This is a genomic window from Nocardia sp. NBC_01377 (genome assembly GCF_045040005.1).
Classification (GTDB): domain Bacteria; phylum Actinomycetota; class Actinomycetes; order Mycobacteriales; family Mycobacteriaceae; genus Nocardia; species Nocardia noduli.
The window spans coordinates 4733945-4750452 of record NZ_CP109566.1 but is presented as its reverse complement, the minus strand read 5'-3'; the positions used below and the strand labels follow the sequence as shown (position 1 = coordinate 4750452).

The 16508-nt window shown below is 68.7% G+C and carries 16 protein-coding genes; 13 read left to right on the top strand and 3 right to left on the bottom strand.

Annotated elements, in window-relative coordinates:
- The first annotated feature begins 99 nt into the window (after window positions 1–99).
- The 9 genes from OG225_RS21775 to OG225_RS21735 all read left to right on the top strand — a co-directional run bounded on the left by OG225_RS21775 (window position 100) and on the right by OG225_RS21735 (window position 9262).
- On the top strand, window positions 100–1518 hold the full coding sequence (locus OG225_RS21775; RefSeq protein WP_405177027.1) for an NlpC/P60 family protein: 1419 nt from the start codon (window positions 100–102) through the stop codon (window positions 1516–1518).
- Window positions 1519–1690: 172 nt separating this feature from the next.
- Window positions 1691–2887: an AAA family ATPase gene (locus OG225_RS21770; RefSeq protein ID WP_405177026.1), complete on the top strand. Its 1197-nt coding sequence runs from the start codon at window positions 1691–1693 to the stop codon at window positions 2885–2887.
- Between the two features lie 32 nt (window positions 2888–2919).
- Window positions 2920–3870 carry a DUF58 domain-containing protein gene (locus OG225_RS21765; RefSeq protein WP_109526987.1) on the top strand — a complete coding sequence of 317 codons (951 nt, stop codon included), beginning with the start codon at window positions 2920–2922 and terminating at the stop codon, window positions 3868–3870.
- The gene (locus OG225_RS21760; protein WP_405177025.1) at window positions 3867–4871 is read left to right on the top strand and encodes a VWA domain-containing protein; all 1005 of its coding nucleotides are present in this window, start codon (window positions 3867–3869) and stop codon (window positions 4869–4871) included. The genes OG225_RS21765 and OG225_RS21760 overlap by 4 nt, the downstream gene beginning before the upstream one ends.
- A 94-nt stretch (window positions 4872–4965) precedes the next feature.
- Window positions 4966–5688, top strand: a complete 723-nt coding sequence (gene fabG1, locus OG225_RS21755) for a 3-oxoacyl-ACP reductase FabG1 (protein WP_109526989.1) — start codon at window positions 4966–4968, stop codon at window positions 5686–5688.
- Window positions 5689–5741: 53 nt separating this feature from the next.
- Window positions 5742–6575, top strand: a complete 834-nt coding sequence (gene inhA, locus OG225_RS21750) for an NADH-dependent enoyl-ACP reductase InhA (protein ID WP_216908338.1) — start codon at window positions 5742–5744, stop codon at window positions 6573–6575.
- Window positions 6575–7648 (top strand): ferrochelatase, encoded by a 1074-nt coding sequence (locus OG225_RS21745; protein WP_405183327.1) that lies wholly within the window; start codon window positions 6575–6577, stop codon window positions 7646–7648. Before inhA ends, OG225_RS21745 begins: the two co-directional genes overlap by 1 nt.
- A gap of 42 nt (window positions 7649–7690) precedes the next feature.
- Window positions 7691–8068, top strand: a complete 378-nt coding sequence (locus OG225_RS21740; protein WP_405177024.1) for a DUF1330 domain-containing protein — start codon at window positions 7691–7693, stop codon at window positions 8066–8068.
- A 96-nt stretch (window positions 8069–8164) separates the two neighbouring features.
- Entirely contained in the window at window positions 8165–9262 is a 1098-nt protein-coding gene (locus OG225_RS21735) for a hypothetical protein (protein WP_405177023.1), read from the top strand.
- Here the strand turns inward: OG225_RS21735 and OG225_RS21730 are convergent.
- Genes OG225_RS21730 through OG225_RS21720 form a run of 3 tightly spaced genes read right to left on the bottom strand, consistent with a single transcriptional unit; the run spans window position 9259 to window position 11794 of the window.
- Complete coding sequence (locus OG225_RS21730; RefSeq protein WP_405177022.1) at window positions 9259–10005, bottom strand: serine protease; 747 nt, start codon at window positions 10003–10005, stop codon at window positions 9259–9261. The two genes, OG225_RS21735 and OG225_RS21730, sit on opposite strands and share 4 nt — an antisense overlap.
- Before the next feature lie 50 nt (window positions 10006–10055).
- A complete protein-coding gene (locus tag OG225_RS21725) occupies window positions 10056–11363 on the bottom strand; it encodes an SPFH domain-containing protein (protein ID WP_405177021.1) in 1308 nt (435 codons plus the stop codon).
- On the bottom strand, window positions 11363–11794 hold the full coding sequence (locus tag OG225_RS21720; protein WP_405177020.1) for an NfeD family protein: 432 nt from the start codon (window positions 11792–11794) through the stop codon (window positions 11363–11365). The genes OG225_RS21725 and OG225_RS21720 overlap by 1 nt, the downstream gene beginning before the upstream one ends.
- A 193-nt stretch (window positions 11795–11987) precedes the next feature.
- On the opposite strand from OG225_RS21720, the gene OG225_RS21715 reads away from it, so the two are divergent.
- The 4 genes from OG225_RS21715 (at window position 11988) to OG225_RS21700 (ending at window position 16191) form a co-directional block, all read left to right on the top strand.
- Window positions 11988–13199, top strand: coding sequence for a hypothetical protein (locus OG225_RS21715; protein ID WP_405177019.1), 1212 nt, complete (start codon window positions 11988–11990; stop codon window positions 13197–13199).
- A gap of 57 nt (window positions 13200–13256) precedes the next feature.
- Window positions 13257–14084, top strand: a complete 828-nt coding sequence (locus OG225_RS21710) for a DUF3097 domain-containing protein (RefSeq protein ID WP_405177018.1) — start codon at window positions 13257–13259, stop codon at window positions 14082–14084.
- An 82-nt stretch (window positions 14085–14166) separates the two neighbouring features.
- A complete protein-coding gene (locus OG225_RS21705; RefSeq protein ID WP_216908356.1) occupies window positions 14167–14982 on the top strand; it encodes a hypothetical protein in 816 nt (271 codons plus the stop codon).
- Window positions 14983–15258: 276 nt separating this feature from the next.
- Complete coding sequence (locus OG225_RS21700) at window positions 15259–16191, top strand: CorA family divalent cation transporter (protein WP_405177017.1); 933 nt, start codon at window positions 15259–15261, stop codon at window positions 16189–16191.
- The last annotated feature ends 317 nt before the right edge of the window (window positions 16192–16508 follow it).

The window sequence follows — 16508 nt, the reverse complement described above, 5'->3', positions numbered from 1 at the left end:
GGGGAACATGTGTTGACAAGGGCCTCTAGCTGACCACTGGGTTGGATGTGGCGACAGGGGCTCGTGTGGCTATGCCGGATTCGGGTCCTTGGAGGTGCGATGCGTAGTTTCGGCAACGGCAATCAACGCTCGTTTTCGATCGCTCTGGGTTTGCTGGTAGCGATGACCGTCCTCGTCACGGCGAGCCCGGCGGTCGGAGTGCCCCCCGCCCCGCCCAATCCGAGCGACAGCGAGATCTCCGCCGCGGACGCACAGGTCGACGCGAGGGTCGGCGAGGTCGGCGGGCTGATCAACCAGGTCGCGGTCGTCGAACAGCAATTGCAGCAACTCGACGACGCGGTGGCTGCCGGACGCGAACAGGTCAACAAGATGCTCGTCGACCTGCAGACCGCCCGAGACGCCGTCGACGCCGCCGCCGAGGCCGTCGACGTCTCCGGCTACGAACTCGACCAGGCGGGTACCGCGGTCGCGCAGGCCAGGCGGGAATTCGACGAATTCGCCACCCAGGCCTACACCAGGCCGACCTCCGGCTCGATGGTCACCTATCTGTCCGCGCACAGTCCGGGCAGCGCCATCGACCGATCGCAGATCCTCGGTCTCGTCGCCAAGGATCAGCGGCAGGTGCTCGACGGGCTGCGTCGGGCCCAGATCGAACAGGGCAACAGGAATTCCGATGCGCGCGAGGCGAAAGCGGCCGCCGACGCCGCCGAGGCCGAAGCCGAACAGCGCAAGATCGACGCCGAGAACGCGGTCGCCGCCGCCACGGCGCGGCTGGCCGAACAGAACGCGCAACGCGAGGGACTACTACAGCAGCGCGCGGCAGCGCAGAGCAGGCTGGACGCCGCGCGCACGAACGTCGACGGCCTGCAGAACCAGCGCGAGGCGTATCTGGCCTGGGACCAGCGGCGCCAGGCCGAGCAGACCGCCATCCTCGCCGCGGCGAGCGCCGCCGCGGCCCGGGCCGCGGCCGACCGCGCCGCCCGGGATCGCGCCGCCGAACTCGGCACCGGCAGACGCCCGCACACCGACCTGGAGAGTTCGACCCCGCCGCGCAAGGCCACCACTCCGCGCCCGTCGCGACCATCGCTGGGCGGAACCGCGGCGGTCGACACCGTGGTGGACCGGGCGATGTCGCAGCTCGGCGTCGTCTACGCCTGGGGCGGAGGTGACGAGGACGGGCCGACGCTGGGCATCCGCGACGGCGGCGTCGCCGACAGTCACGGCGATTTCCAGAAGGTCGGCTTCGACTGCTCGGGTCTGATGATCTACGCCTTCGCCGGGATCGGCGTCTCGCTTCCGCACTACAGCGGCTACCAGTACAACGCGGGCACCCGGGTGCCGATCTCCGACCGGGAACGCGGCGACATGCTGTTCTGGGGTCCGAACGGCAGTCAGCACGTCGCGCTGTATCTGGGTGACGGCACCATGGTCGAGGCGCCGGAATCCGGCGATGTGGTGAAGGTTTCCCCGGTGCGCGAAGGCGGCATCATGCCTTTCGCGGTACGTATTCCCGGCTGACGGATCCCTTGTGGATCCGCCGCGGAATCCCTCGCGCGACAGCCCGGGAGAACTCCGTGCGTACCCTGCGAACAGACCATGAATTCGGCTGTTAGCGGAGCCGGTTGCGGCATGTGCGGCAATTACCTGGAATAGTTGGGTCAGCACGCACAGGACCAAGGCGAAAGCGGGGATGTTGGTGACTTCGACGGATGGTGTGAGCGGGGCGAACCTGGCGAAGGATGCGCCGGAGCCCGCGTCCACGCTGGAGCGAGACGTCCAGATTCTCGAGAAAGCGATCTACGAGGTCAAGCGCGTCATCGTCGGCCAGGATCGCCTGGTCGAGCGGCTGCTCGTCGGTGTCCTCGCCCGCGGTCACGTCCTGCTCGAGGGTGTGCCCGGTATCGCCAAAACCCTTGCGGTCGAGACGTTCGCGAAGGTGGTGGGCGGTTCGTTCTCGCGTGTCCAGTTCACCCCCGACCTGGTGCCGACCGACCTCATCGGTACCCGTATCTACCGTCAGGGCCGCGAGCAGTTCGACACCGAACTCGGACCGGTGGTGGCGAACTTCGTCCTCGCCGACGAGATCAACCGCGCGCCCGCCAAGGTGCAGTCGGCGTTGCTCGAGGTGATGGCCGAGCGGCACGTGTCGATCGGCGGCAAGACCTACCCGATGCCCGATCCGTTCCTCGTCATGGCGACGCAGAACCCGATCGAGAGCGAGGGCGTGTACCCGCTGCCCGAGGCGCAGCGCGACCGCTTCCTGTTCAAGGTCGTCGTCGACTACCCGTCGGTGGAGGAAGAGCGCGAGATCATCTACCGGATGGGTGTCACCCCGCCGGAGGCCAAGGCGATCCTCGAACCGACCGAACTGATCCGGTTGCAGAAGGTCGCCGCCAACACCTTCGTGCACCACGCGCTGGTCGACTACGTGGTCCGGGTGATCGCGGCGACCCGCAAGCCGCTCGACTTCGGCATGCCCGATGTCGCGAACTGGATCTCCTACGGCGCCTCGCCGCGCGCCAGCCTCGGCATCATCGCCGCGGCCCGCGCCGTCGCCCTGATCCGCGGCCGCGACTACGTGGTGCCCCAAGACGTCGTCGAGGTGATTCCGGACGTGCTCCGCCATCGTCTGGTGCTGTCCTACGACGCGCTCGCCGACGAGGTGTCCCCCGAGGACGTCATCAAGCGGGTGCTCCAGACCGTCGGTCTGCCGCAGGTCGCCCCGCAGGCCGTCGCCCCGAATTCCGCCCCGGCCGCGCCCGCGGTGCCCGCAGGGCCTTCCGCCCCGCAATCGCAGATCCCGCAGCCGCCCACCCCGCCGCAGGCGACACCCCAGCCGCATGTCGGCCAGATGGCACCGGCCGCCGGCAACAACCAGCCCAAGTGACGGCCGCACCGGATCCCGCTGCCCGAGCGCCGATGTCCGCACACGTACCGCCCTCGTTCCGTTCGGGTGAACTGACCGATCCCCGGCTCACCGCGGCGCTGAAGACGCTGGAACTGACCGTGCGTCGCCGTCTCGACGGCGTCCTGCACGGCGACCACCTCGGCCTGATCCCCGGACCCGGTTCGGAACCGGGTGAGGCGCGCGCCTACCAGCCCGGCGACGATGTGCGGCAGATGGACTGGTCGGTCACCGCCCGCACCACCCACCCGCACGTGCGGCAGATGATCGCCGACCGCGAACTCGAGACCTGGATGGTCGTCGACCTGTCGGCCAGCCTCGATTTCGGCACGGCCAACTGCCAGAAACGTGATCTCGCCATCGCGGCGGCGGCCGCGATCACCCATCTGACCAGCGGCGGCGGCAACCGGATCGGCGCCGTGGTCGCCACCGGCGAACAACTCGTCCGCATTCCGGCCCGCAGTGGCCGGGTGCACGCGCAATCACTGCTGCGCAGTATCGCGACCACCCCGCACGCCCGCGACGGGGTGCGCGGCGATCTGCGCACCGGGATCGAATCGCTGCGCCGCCCGCAGCGCAAACGTGGTCTCGCGGTGATCATCAGCGATTTCCTCGGCGATATCGATTGGCAGCGTTCGCTGCGCGCGATCTCGGCACGCCACGACCTGCTCGCCGTGGAGGTGCTCGACCCCCGCGATCTGGCACTGCCCGATATGGGTGACGTGGTGCTGCACGACCCGGAGACCGGGCGGACCCGCGAATTCAGCGTGACGCCGACGCTGCGCGCGGATTTCGCCGCCGCCGCGCAACGTCATCGGCAGCAGGTCGAGCAGGCGCTGCGCAGCTGCGGCGCCCCGGTGATGACCCTGCAGACCGATCGGGACTGGATCACCGACGTGGTCCGGTTCGTCTCCACCCGGCGTCACAGTTTCGGCGCCCCGAGCGGACAGGCCCCGCGCCAGTGAGTATTTCGCATTTCACCGCGCTGATCTGGCTCGCCTTCCTCATCGTCGTGGGACTCATCGCGCTCGGTTACGTGCTGGTGCAGCGCAGCAGGCACAAGCACATGCTGCGGTTCAGCAATATGGAGATGCTGGAGAAGGTCGCCCCGTCGCGGCCGAGTCCGATGCGGCACGTGCCGGTGGCGCTGATGCTGGTCGGTCTGGTGTTCCTGACCATCGCGGCGGCGGGCCCGACCGCGGTGCAGAAGGTGCCGCGCAACCGCGCGACCGTGGTGCTCGTCATGGACGTCTCGCTGTCGATGGAGGCCACCGACGTGCCGCCGAGCAGGTTGCAGGTCGCCCAGGAAGCCGGCAAGGAATTCGTCGACGGTCTGACCCCCGGCATCAACCTAGGATTCGTCACCTTCGCGGGTACGGCGTCGGTGATGGTGTCGCCGACGACCAACCGCGAGGCCGTCAAGGCCGCGATCGACAACATCAAACTCGCCGAACGCACCGCGACCGGTGAAGGCATTCTCACCGCGCTCAATTCGATCGATACCCTGGCCAGCGTGCTCGGCGGCGCGGAGACACCGCCGCCCGCCCGGGTGGTGCTGATGTCGGACGGTAAACAGACCGTGCCCGACGACAAGGACACCGAGAATCCGAGACACGGTTTCACCGCGGCGCGCCTTGCGAAGCAGAAGGGCATCCCGGTCTCGACGATCTCCTTCGGCACCGAATGGGGTTCGGTCGAGATTCCCGACCAGGACGGTCAGGGCGCGCAGCGGGTGAAGGTGCCCGTCGACAACGATTCGCTCCAGGAGATCGCGAAACTGTCCGGCGGCGAGTTCTACACCGCGTCCAGTCTCGAGGAACTGACCGCGGTCTACGACACCTTGGAAGAGCAGATCGGCTACGAGACGACCAGGGGCGACGCCTCCAGACCGTGGCTGCTGCTCGGCATGCTCCTCGTCGCGTCCGGTGTCGTGACCGGATTGCTCTATCGTCAACGCCTGCCCTAGCCCGACGACTGCCCCGGCTCCGCCGCGTAGTGGCATCTCACAGGGTGTGGTGCCCGGGCGTCGCCATGCGAACCCGAACAGATAGGTTGTGCTCATGTCCAACATCACATCCCGGTCGGTCCTGGTGACCGGCGGAAATCGCGGTATCGGACTCGCGGTCGCCCAGCGTCTGCTGGCCGATGGTCACAAGGTCGCCGTCACACATCGCGGTTCCGGAGCGCCGGAAGGCATGCTCGGCGTCAAATGCGATGTGACCGACACCGAATCGATCGATCAGGCGTTCACCGAGATCGAGCAGAAGCAGGGCGCCGTCGAGGTGCTCGTCGCCAACGCGGGCATCACCGACAACACGCTGCTCATGCGGATGAGCGAGGAACAGTTCGAGCGCGTCATCGACGCGAACCTCACCGGCGCCTTCCGCTGTGCCAAGCGCGCCAACCGGGCGATGTTGCGCGCGAAATTCGGCCGGATCATCTTCCTCGGCTCCGTGGTCGGCCTCAAGGGCGGACCGGGTCAGGTCAACTACGCGGCCTCCAAGGCGGGCCTGGTCGGTATGGCGCGTTCGATCACCATGGAGATCGGCTCGCGCAACATCACCGCCAACGTCGTCGCCCCCGGCTTCATCGATACCGATATGACGCGCAACGACGTCACCGACGAAATGCGCGAGGTCGTCCTCAAATACGGTATCCCGGCCCAGCGCATGGGCCAGCCCGAGGAAGTCGCGTCCGCGGTCAGCTTCCTGGCCTCCGATGACGCCGCCTACATCAGCGGCGCGGTCATCCCGGTCGACGGCGGTCTCGGCATGGGCCACTGAGGCCCCTGTCCTTTCCCGACCCGACACACCTGACACAGGAGAACCACACACTCATGGGCGGACTGCTCGAGGGCAAGACCATCCTGATCACCGGCATCATCACCGATGCCTCGATCGCGTTCCACGCCGCCGCGGTGGCGCAGGAACAGGGCGCGCGCGTCATCATCACCGGTTTCGACCGGCTCCGGCTGATCGACCGGATCGCGCAGCGGCTGCCCAAGGAGGTGCCGCCCGCCATCGAACTCGACGCCACCAACGAGGAGCACCTGAGCACCCTCGCCGAGCGGATCCGCGCCGTCGCGCCCGAGGGCATCGACGGCGTGCTGCATTCCATCGCGTTCGCCCCGCGCACCCTGATGGGCCCCGACGCGAAACCGTTCCTCGAGGGACCGGGCCCCGACGCGGCCAAGGCGTTCGAGATCTCGGCGTGGAGTTACGCCTCGCTGGCCCGCGCCGTGCTGCCGGTGATGAACGAGGGCGGCTCCATCGTCGGCATGGACTTCGATCCGCGCACGTCGATGCCGTACTACAACTGGATGGGCGTGGCCAAGGCCGCGCTCGAGTCGGTGAACCGCTACGTCGCGCGAGAGGTGGGCGCGGCCAAGCGGATTCGCTCCAACCTGGTCGCCGCCGGCCCGATCAAGACGCTGGCCGCCAAGGCCATCGCGGGCACCGCCACCGACGACGCGGCGAAGATGAACCAGCTCAACACCTACTGGGACGGCGCTTCGCCGATCGGCTGGGATGTCGACGACCCGACCGTCGTCGCCAAATCCATCTGCGCGCTGCTGTCGGACTGGCTGCCGGGAACCACCGGCTCGATCATCTACGTCGACGGCGGCGCCAGCCACAACACGTGGCTGCCGGAGGATATGCCGACCGCCTGATGGACTACCAGGCCCTGCTCGTTCTCTCCTTCGGCGGCCCCGAACGCCCCGAGGACGTGATGCCGTTCCTGGAGAACGTCACCGGGGGGCGTGGAGTGCCGCGCGAACGACTCGAAGAGGTCGCGCGGCACTACCTGCACTTCGGCGGGGTGTCGCCGATCAACCGGCTCAATCGCGACCTCATCGCCGCGATCGAGACCGAACTGGACGGCGCGGGTTCACGATTGCCGGTGTATTTCGGCAACCGGAACTGGCATCCCATGGTGGAGGACACCGTCGCGCGGATGGCCGCCGACGGTGTCACCTCGGCGCTGGTCTTCCCGACCTCCGCGTGGGGCGGCTATTCGGGCTGCCGACAATACGACGAGGATATCGCCAGGGCGCGTGCGGCTTTCGGCGCCGATGCGCCGCATCTGGTGAAATTGCGCCAGTATTTCGACCATCCGTTGTTCGTCGACGCCTTCGCCGACGCCATCCGCGCGGCGGTGCTCGAGATCCCGGCCGAGCGGCGTGATCGCGCGCGCCTGGTCTTCACCGCGCATTCGATTCCGGTGTCGGCCGATATCGCCGCGGGCCCGCCCGCCGACGGTGGCAAACTCTACAGTCGCCAGGTGGCCGAGGCCGCCCGATTGTGCGCGGCGGCAACCGGATTCGCCGACTTCGATCTGGTGTGGCAGTCACGTTCCGGTCCGCCGCAAGTGCCGTGGCTCGATCCCGACATCGTCGACCACCTCGAGAATCTGTCCGGTAAGGGTGTCGACGCCGTCGTGGTGTGCCCGGTCGGTTTCGTCGCCGACCACCTCGAGGTGATCTGGGATCTGGACAACGAGGCGAAGGTGCGCGCCGCCGAATTGGGGATGGCCTTCGCCAGGGCGGCCACGCCGGGCACCGATCCGCGTTTCGCCCGCATGGTCGTCGAACTGATCGGCGAGCAGGTGTCCGGAGGGCAGGTGCGCCGGATGGGCGCGGTCCCCGGATACGGCGGCACCGCCGACGGTCAGTCGTGCGCGATCGGCTGCTGTGCGTCGACCAGGCCCGCGCGGCCGTCGGGAACCGGCGGACGTCCGGTGTGAGGTAGTCGGGCGCCCACGGACGCACGAACACGAGGAGCGGAAATGGCTGTCGACCCACGAGGCGCCGATCTGGCCCGGTTGATCTCCGAGGATCCCGGCGGGCCGGTGGTGATGCTCAATCTGCTGCGGTTCGCGCCGGACGGTGCGGCGGCGTACCAGGAGTACTCCCGCCGTGCGGCGGAATTCCTGCACAAGTACGGCGGGCGCGTCCTCTACGGCGGTCAGGGGTCGACCGCGTTGGTCGCGGAGACCGGTCAGGCCTGGGATGCCGTTCTCGTCGTGTGGTACCCGAGCCGGGACGCGTTCTCGAGCATGGTCGCCGACCCCGGATACCTGGAGATCACCTCCTTGCGGACACAGGCCCTCAGCGAGGCCGTCCTCCAGGCCACGGTGCCGTGGCCCGGGTTCGGCGAGAGCTGATCCACCGGCGCGGGCTCGCGGGTAGCCGGTCGAGGTCCCGGTGACGCGCACGGTTTGGTACCCTGCGCCCCAGTCCTGTCTGCGAGGGGGAAGTGCATGCGTGCGAGACATCGTGTGCTGTTGGCGGTGTCCCTGGCCTCGGCGACCCTCGTCGGATGTTCGACCGAACAGCAGGCACAGGAGTCCGCGGCTCCGTCGGCCGCGGTGGCGACGTTCGGGGTCCGAGTGCCCGCCGTCGACCAGCACAAATTGCAGATCGCCGATCAGGTGCGCGGGCTCGATCCGTGTGGCTTCTTCGACGGCGAGGAGTTCGCTGCCTACACCCTGTCGGCCACGGCCGGACCGGCGCGGGGTTTGGACGATTGCGCGGTCGGGTTGACCACGGCCGGGCGCACCCGGGCCTCCGGCCTGGCCACGATCGCGCTGGCCGGTGACGCCCCCGCCCCCGACGAGACCGAGACACGTCCGATCGCGGGCGAGAAGGTGATCGTCGCCCGGACCGCCGCCGAGGACGTCGACTGCGTGTTCAAAGTGCCGCTGCGGCTGCCAGGCTCGCCGACGACCTCGCACGACGGGGCCTCCACCGCGACGCCCTGGGCGCGGGTCGAGGGCTCCGGGTTCGACGATTCCGAGCTCAACTGTCAGGCTGCCACCGACGCCACCGCCGCGCTGGTCTCGGCGTTGCGGGAGAACAGGGCCCCTCGCCGCGAGGACGCCACGGTGACGACGACGCTGGCCGACCGCAGCCCGTGCGAACTGATGCCCGCCGTCCCCACCGGCTACACGATCTCCCGCTTCGACGTCCAAACCCGGCCCTACACCTGCAGTTTCCGCGTCGATGGATCCGCCGCGGGTCGCTACGGCTCCACGGTGACCGTCGATTTCCTGCTCCGTCCCGCCGCCGAGGCCCTGGAGCCCGCCGAGGGGCAGCAGGCGGTCGACGTCGCCGGGCACGCCGCCCTGCGCGAGGAATCCCCTGGGACCGGCTCCTGCTTCGTCAGCATGACGGCGGGTCCGCCCCTCGCCTCGTCCGCGACACCCAAACCGTCCACGACGACCTCCGGCACGACCACCGGCACCGCGAGCACCGCCGCCACACGCGGCCAGGTGGTCATTCGCCTGTTCGCGGGCTCCTGCGCGGTTGCCGATCAATTGGCCCCCGTGGCCGCCGAGATATTCGGCGCCAATCCCTAGAAGTCCGTGGCGGGAAGTCGGGAGTAGACGCCCGGGAACCCGGGGCGCGCGACACCGTTACCCCACGAGGTGATTCCGGTGAGGTATCCGTCGACGAGAAGTGGTCCGCCGCTGTCGTATTCGCCGGTATCCGCCGTGGTCGAGCCCGCGCAGAGCATATCCCGCGGGTCGAAGGCGGGACCGTAGACCGCCGCGCATTCGGCGTCGGGGACCATCGGGACGCTCGCCGCGCGCAATCGGGTGCCGGAGGTGTCGGTTTCCGAGGTGGCGCCCCAACCGAGTATCGATCCCGTCCTCGCGTCGGCGGCCGCGATCTCGGCGAAGGGGCCGGGACGTGGCGCGGCGAGGGTGAGTATCGCCAGATCGTCGTGGTATACGGCGGTGCCGCCGAAGGAGGTCTCGCGGAATCCGGGATGCAGGCGGATATCGGTGACGCCCACCGTCTCGCCGTCCGACGAACGCAGATCGGTGCGGCCGAATGTCACCGACAGCGCGCGGGGGACGGGTTGTGCGATCTGCACGCAATGCGCCGAGGTGAGCACCCTGTCGGGCGCGATGAGCGCACCGCCACAGAATTGTCCCGATGGGCGGGTGAAGAACAGCGGACTGCCGACGGCGGCCAGCCACGGATAGCTCGCCGCGTCGACCTCGCCGCCGCCGACGATCGCCCCGGCCACACCGGGGACGGCGAAGGCGACGAGCGCGGCCGTGGCGAGCGCGGCCGCGCGGTGTGCGCGTGTCATCCCCGGGCCTCCCGTGCGTGCGCGTCGACTGTTCGATCGGTCGCCGCACACTACTGGCGGTAGCTCTCCGGCGGTTGCCACGGCCGACCGTAGGGGTCGGCGGGCGGCGAGTCGGCGGGAGGTTGCTGCGGTTCCCGGGTCTGCTGCGGTTGCTGCGGCGCGGGTGGCTTCTGTGACGCGGGTGACTGCTGTGGTTGGTCCGGCGTCGGAATCACCTGCTGATGCGGCGAGGGCACCGGCGGGTGCCCCGGCGTGACGCCGAGACCTTCGACCGATGTGCGCGCGGTCGCCTCGGCGGCGCGCACCGCGCGTTCGATGGTCGGGTCGGGCGCGGTGTCGAACCAGTCGGCGACATCGGAATCGTCTTCGACCCGGACCTCGGCCGCTTCCTCGGTGGGCGGTTCGTACCGGAACACGCCGTCCTGGCCCTGGGTGGCGAAACTCTTGGCGAATCCCTCGAGCGCCTTGCCGAAATCGCTCGGTACCAACCACACCTTGTTCGCGTCGCCGCGCGCGACCAGCGGCAGCGTCTGCATGTACTGATAGGCGAGCAGTTCCGGGGTCGGCTTACCGGATTTGATTGCCGCGAAAACCTTTTCGATGGCCTTCGCCTGTCCCTGGGCCTGGAGGTACGAGGCCGCGCGCTCGCCCTGGGCACGCAGGATGCGGCTCTGCCGCTCGCCTTCCGCGGACAGGATCGACGACTGCTTGGCACCCTCGGCGGACAGGATCTGCGCCTGTTTGGCGCCCTCGGCGGTCTTGATCTGCGATTCGCGCTGACCTTCCGCGGTCAGGATCATGGCCCGCTTCTCGCGGTCCGCCTTCATCTGCTTCTCCATCGATTCCTGGATCGACGGCGGCGGATCGATGGCCTTGAGTTCCACGCGCGCCACCCGAAGACCCCAGCGGCCGGTCGCCTCGTCGAGCACGCCGCGCAGTTGGCTGTTGATCTGGTCGCGGGAGGTCAGCGTCTCCTCCAGCGTCATCCCACCGACCACGTTGCGCAGCGTGGTCACGGTGAGCTGTTCGACCGCGGCGATGTAGTTGCTGATCTCGTAGACGGCCGACTGTGGGCTGGTGACCTGGAAATACACCACCGAATCGATCTGCAGGGTCAGGTTGTCCTGGGTGATCACCGGTTGCGGTGGAAAGGAGACGACGCGTTCGCGCAGGTCGACCTTGGCGCGGATGCGGTCGGCGAACGGCACCAGGAACGTCAGCTGCCCGGATGCGGTGCGCGAATATCTCCCGAGTCGTTCGATCACCGCCGCCTCGGCCTGCGGCACCAGGGCGATCGATTTGAAGACCACCACCACGACCAGCAGGACGAGGACGGCGGCCACGATCAGTACAGCCATTACGGTCCCTTCCAGACGACGGCGGTCGCGCCGTCGATTCTCATCACGTACACGGTCGTGCCCGGCTCGTAGCTCTCGTCCGCGTTCATCGGCCGGGCGGTCCACTCCTCGCCGCCCAGTTTGACGCGACCGGAATGGGCGGAGACCTCCTGTAGAACCAGTGCCGACTTGCCCGTCAGCGCATCGACATTCGTCGGAATGGGCGGCGGCGTGCCGAAACGCCTGCGCAGCATCGGACGCACCCCGAGGAACAGGATCGCGGAGATCACCCCGAAGACGATCGCGTCGACGACCAGTGACGTGTCGGCGGCGGCGCTGACACCGGCCGTGCCGAGTGCCGCGGCGCCCAACATCAACAATGTGAGGTCCCCGGTGAGCATCTCGGCCGCCGCGAGCAGTACTCCCGCGACGAGCCACACGACTGCGGCCACGAAATTCACTGTAGTGCGATCGCGGTGATCGCGGGCCCGAGCGCGCGAACCGCGACGGCACCGATCACACCCGCGTCACGAATGCGGTGCGCGGACGGGCGCGCGGTTGCGCCGCCGCCGCGTACCGCGATGACGGTGTAGGGAGGCGAGCCGTGTCGCCCCCGTTTCCGACCGACACGAGGGATATGCCGAGATGGTTCGACGATCACGCATCACGTTGCTCGCCGCCGGGGTGGCGCTGGCGAGTCTGCTGACCGCCTGCGGCGTCACCGGCGCACCCGTCGCGGGCGAACCCGATGTGCGCATGCTCGAGGTCGGCCCGTATCCCGTCGACCGGCACCGATACGACCAGGACTCGCACGGCAGAGGCGCACTGCTGGAAGGTATCCGGATGGCCGACGCGGTCGTTCCCGCCGTCCGGATCGATTCGGCGCTGACCGCCGGCGTCTACTCCGACGTCGTCTCCGACGTCGACAGCGCCGTGTACGGATTCCTCGCCGATGTCGCGAAACCGGTGCTGGAGCGCCACGACATGGTGGTCGCCTACCGCACGATCGGTGCGGATCGGCCGTTCCAGCCGTTCGCGCAGGAGCAGACCGGGCCGACGCCGGACACCGTCGTGTTGCAGTCGCTGATGCGCTTCCGCAGCGCCGCCGTCGCGCAACAGGCCGCGCGCGATCTGGAGGAGACCGATTTCCAGGTCGCGCCGGACCAGAACCGGCGCGTGCGGCACCCCGATTACCCCGACGCGCTGATCCATTGGCGTCCTGGCGTGCCCAATATGGGCACCTTCGTCGCCATCGGCGAATACGTCCTGTTCGTCTTCGTCCAGCGCCAGAACGCCGACGAGCAGAACCTGCTCGGCTGGGTCGGTGCCACATTGCGCGCCGAGATCCCGACGGCGAAGGCGTTCGCACCCACCGCGATCGACAAGCTGGACACCCTGCGGGTCGACCCGGACGATCTGCTGGCTCGCGTGGTGGTCGAGGACCGTGATCGCGAACTCGACCCGGAGACCTTCAGCGTGCACCCGCCCTCGGCGATCGTGCACGGCGCGTCCAACCAGGCGGTGGCGGGGCGCATGGTGGAGGAGACCGGCATCGAGGCTGCGGGCGGTATCGACAACAGCGTCGTCTACCGGTTGCGCGACGCCTCCGGCGCCCCCGCGCTCATCGCCTACCTGCGGGCGAATTCGGGCGACGCCTTCGATCCGGTCGACGCACCGCACGATGTGCCCGGCGCGACCTGCCAGCACCTCAACCATCGCGGCGACAGCGAAACGCACTACCGGTACGTGTGCTTCGTCTCGTACAAGCGCTACGTCGCGGGCGTCGCCGGAGACAGCGAAGCCGATGTGCGCCAGCGCGTGGCCGCGCAATACGCGTTGCTCGCCAACAGCCTGTGACCGGCACACCGCTACCGATTGCGCCGCGATCGGTAGCGGCGGTGTTAGTTTCGGGCGGTGAGCGGGCGCGACGGATACGGCGATATCTTCTCGGGACATCCGAGGGCGAACAAGCGGGTGGTGCCGACGGTCACCGCCGAGCGGGACCTGGTGGTGGAGGACGCCGCGAGCGGATTCTGCGGCGCGGTAGTCGGTTTCGACCGCAGCTACGACGGCGAGTTCGTGAAACTGGAGGACGCGCGGGGCGCGGTGCGGCTTTTCGCGTTGCGCGAGGCGGCCTTCCTGATCGACGGCAGTCCGGTCACGCTGGTGCGTCCGCGCGCGGCGGCGCCGAAACAGCCGACCAGGTCCGCGTCGGGTTCGACACGGGTGGAGGGTTTGCGGGCTCGCGTCGCCAGGACCAGCCGGATCTGGGTGGAGGGCGTGCACGACGCGGCCCTGGTCGAGCGGGTGTGGGGGCACGACCTGCGCGTGGAGGGCGTCGTGGTCGAACATCTGGAGGGGCTCGATAATCTGGCGCAGCGCCTCACCGAATTCGGGCCGGGTCCCGGCTGCCGGGTCGGGGTGCTCGTCGACCATCTGGTCACCGGGTCCAAGGAGACTCAGCTCACCACCGGGCTCGGCCCGCACGTGCTGGTGACCGGGCACCCGTTCATCGATGTCTGGCAGGCGGTGCGGCCCGCCGCGGTCGGCATCGAGGAGTGGCCCCGGGTGCCGCGCGGTGAGGACTGGAAGACCGGTATCTGCGCCAGGCTGGGGTGGGGCACCCCGCAGCACGGGTGGCGCCGGGTCTACGAGGCGGTCGGATCCTTCCGCGACCTGGAAGCACCGCTGATCGGCGCGGTGGAACGGCTGATCGACTTCGTGACCGAACCCGAGCCGTAACACCCCGAGCCGTAATGCGCAGCTCACCGGGGTTGTGCGACAGCCGCACCTCATCGTGGCAGTCATATTATGCTCGATGATTATGTGCTCTCCTAGTGCCACGCTGACGGTGTGGGCCGGCTCCTGGCTGGCCGGGAACAGCGCGCCCGACGACGTGCTGGAAGCCCTACAGCAGTGGGCGCCCAAGCACACCATCGCCGCGGGCGATCCGGTCACCGGCGGTCGTTCCGACCTGCCGTGGTCCTCGCGCGGCAATGTGGCGGGTAGTGCGATGATGGCCCTGTTCAAGGTCATTCGGGAGACCATGGCCCAACCCGGTGCGCGGCTGCGGCTGGTGCTCCCGGTACCGGGTGACGTGCGCGGACTTCCGGTCGGCACCATCTTCGCCGCCGACGCCGTCGAGGCCGAGGAAGGGCTGCTGATCGGTGTTCCCGGACAGGACGGCACCGGCCTGATTCCGCTGTGGGCCGACGACGGCTCGTTGCAGTGGACGATCTACACCACCCCGATTCCCCCCGAGCCGGGATCGGATATGAGCCTCGGCGAGGCCGAGTACACGATGCGCGAGGCGGTCCGCGACGCCGCCGACGCGCTGATGCAGCTGCACACCACCGCCGTCGGCACGGTCGAATCCGATCCGCGTGAATTGATCGAGGCGGAATTGGCCGACTATTCACGTCACGATTACCCGGAGTCGATTCCGTTGCGCGCCAAGCGCATCCTCGACACCGCCGATCACGTCGCGGCGATTCTCACGGTGGCGCAGCGGGAACCGGCGTCCTCACCCACCTCGGCCAGCGCCATCGGCGCGCAGGAGACGCTGTTGCGTCCGCTGTGGGACGCGATCCGCGCGGCCAGACTGGTCGCCGTGCACGCGGCGGCGCGCGACGGTCGCTAGTTCCGACACGTACCCGACCGGTCCCCGCCGCGACGTGGTCTACACCGCTTAACCTGTTCGTCGATTGACGCGGACACCGGGCGGTTTCTAATGTTGGAGCGCACGATTCGTGCGCGATCGACACCCTCCGAGCGGGACGAGCGGCCTGTGCCTTCTCCCGCGCGCGAGCGCGGTCCACACCGGCCCGCGCCACGAAGTACACCGAATCCGAATCTGGAGTTCAGCCATGGCAGAACTGTTCGTGCGCCCGGCGCGCCGCGGCGGCGGGCGGTAGCGGTGCGTACCCCCACCGCGCCCGCCGCCGACCACTTCGACACCGAAGTGCTCGGTAAACATTGGATACCGCTGTCGATGACCGATGCCGAGACGGCGGTGGTTCTGCGTGAGCGGTTGGGCGTCGATTTCCCGGCCGCGCGGGAACGCGACTGGGCGGCAGATGATTTCCTCTATGTGCCGGTGGTGGTGAATCATCGGCTCGGCGACGGCGATCCGGTGCGCGACACCATCGTCTTCGCGGTGAACGAGGAATTCCTGGTCACCTGGCAGCCGACGGAACCGTTCGTGCCCTTCGACGCGGCGATCGCGAAGATGAGCCGCGACCCGCTGCTGACCGGATCGTCCTACGGTGTGATGTACGCGCTGCTGTGGGCGCTCAACGACGGATCGCGCGAAATCCTGCGTTCGGTCGACGCGACGCTGGCCTCGGTGCGCGCCGATCTCGCCGCGGCGAGCACCGCGGACGGTCACCGCGACCGCGGTGGTGTCACGGGTGAACTGCGCGGCGTGCCCGCCGCCCTCGACGCCGTCGAGCGCGCCGTCGCCCCGGTGCGGGAGACGCAACGCCACCTGGCGCGCGCCGCGCACCGGATGCGGGGTGAACTCGCCTGGTGCGCAGGTGAACTCGACGCACGGACGATCGCGCTCGTAGCCGATATCGACAGCGTGGAGAAGTACGCGGCCGCCGAGTACGACACATTGCGCTATCTCCAGCACTCGCTGCGTTCCCGGCTCGACGTCGAACGCAACCGTCTCGTCGAGATCCTCACCCTCCTGGCCGCGGTCTGTCTCCCGCCGACCCTGATCTCCACGTTCGTGCACGCCATCGGCATGCCGGATTGGGAGTTCGGCTACCTCGCCGCCACGGCGATCACCGTCGCTTCGGCCGTGATCCCCTTCGTCTATGTCGTCCGGAGGATCGGCGAGCGCTGAAATTCACGGCGCGAGTGAATATTCGGCGCGCCGCTGTCCCGAATACATTGTGCCCGTCGGATCTGCGCGTTCGGCCGATAGGATACGCGCGGAACAGCGGTCGCCGTCGTGCGCTTGGTGTGGTTCACAGTACCCCCTTCCCGGGGTTGTGGAACTCACGAAATCTCCGATCCGGTGTGTTCGTCCCGCCGGGGGCCGTGGGTACGATCGAGCGAATCCAGCAGTGGCGCAGGATGTTTGCTGAGTATCGATCAAGTCCCGGTGTGTATCGGCCGCTGCGGTCGCCGGGGCAGGTACAGGACCATTTCGTGCGCGGG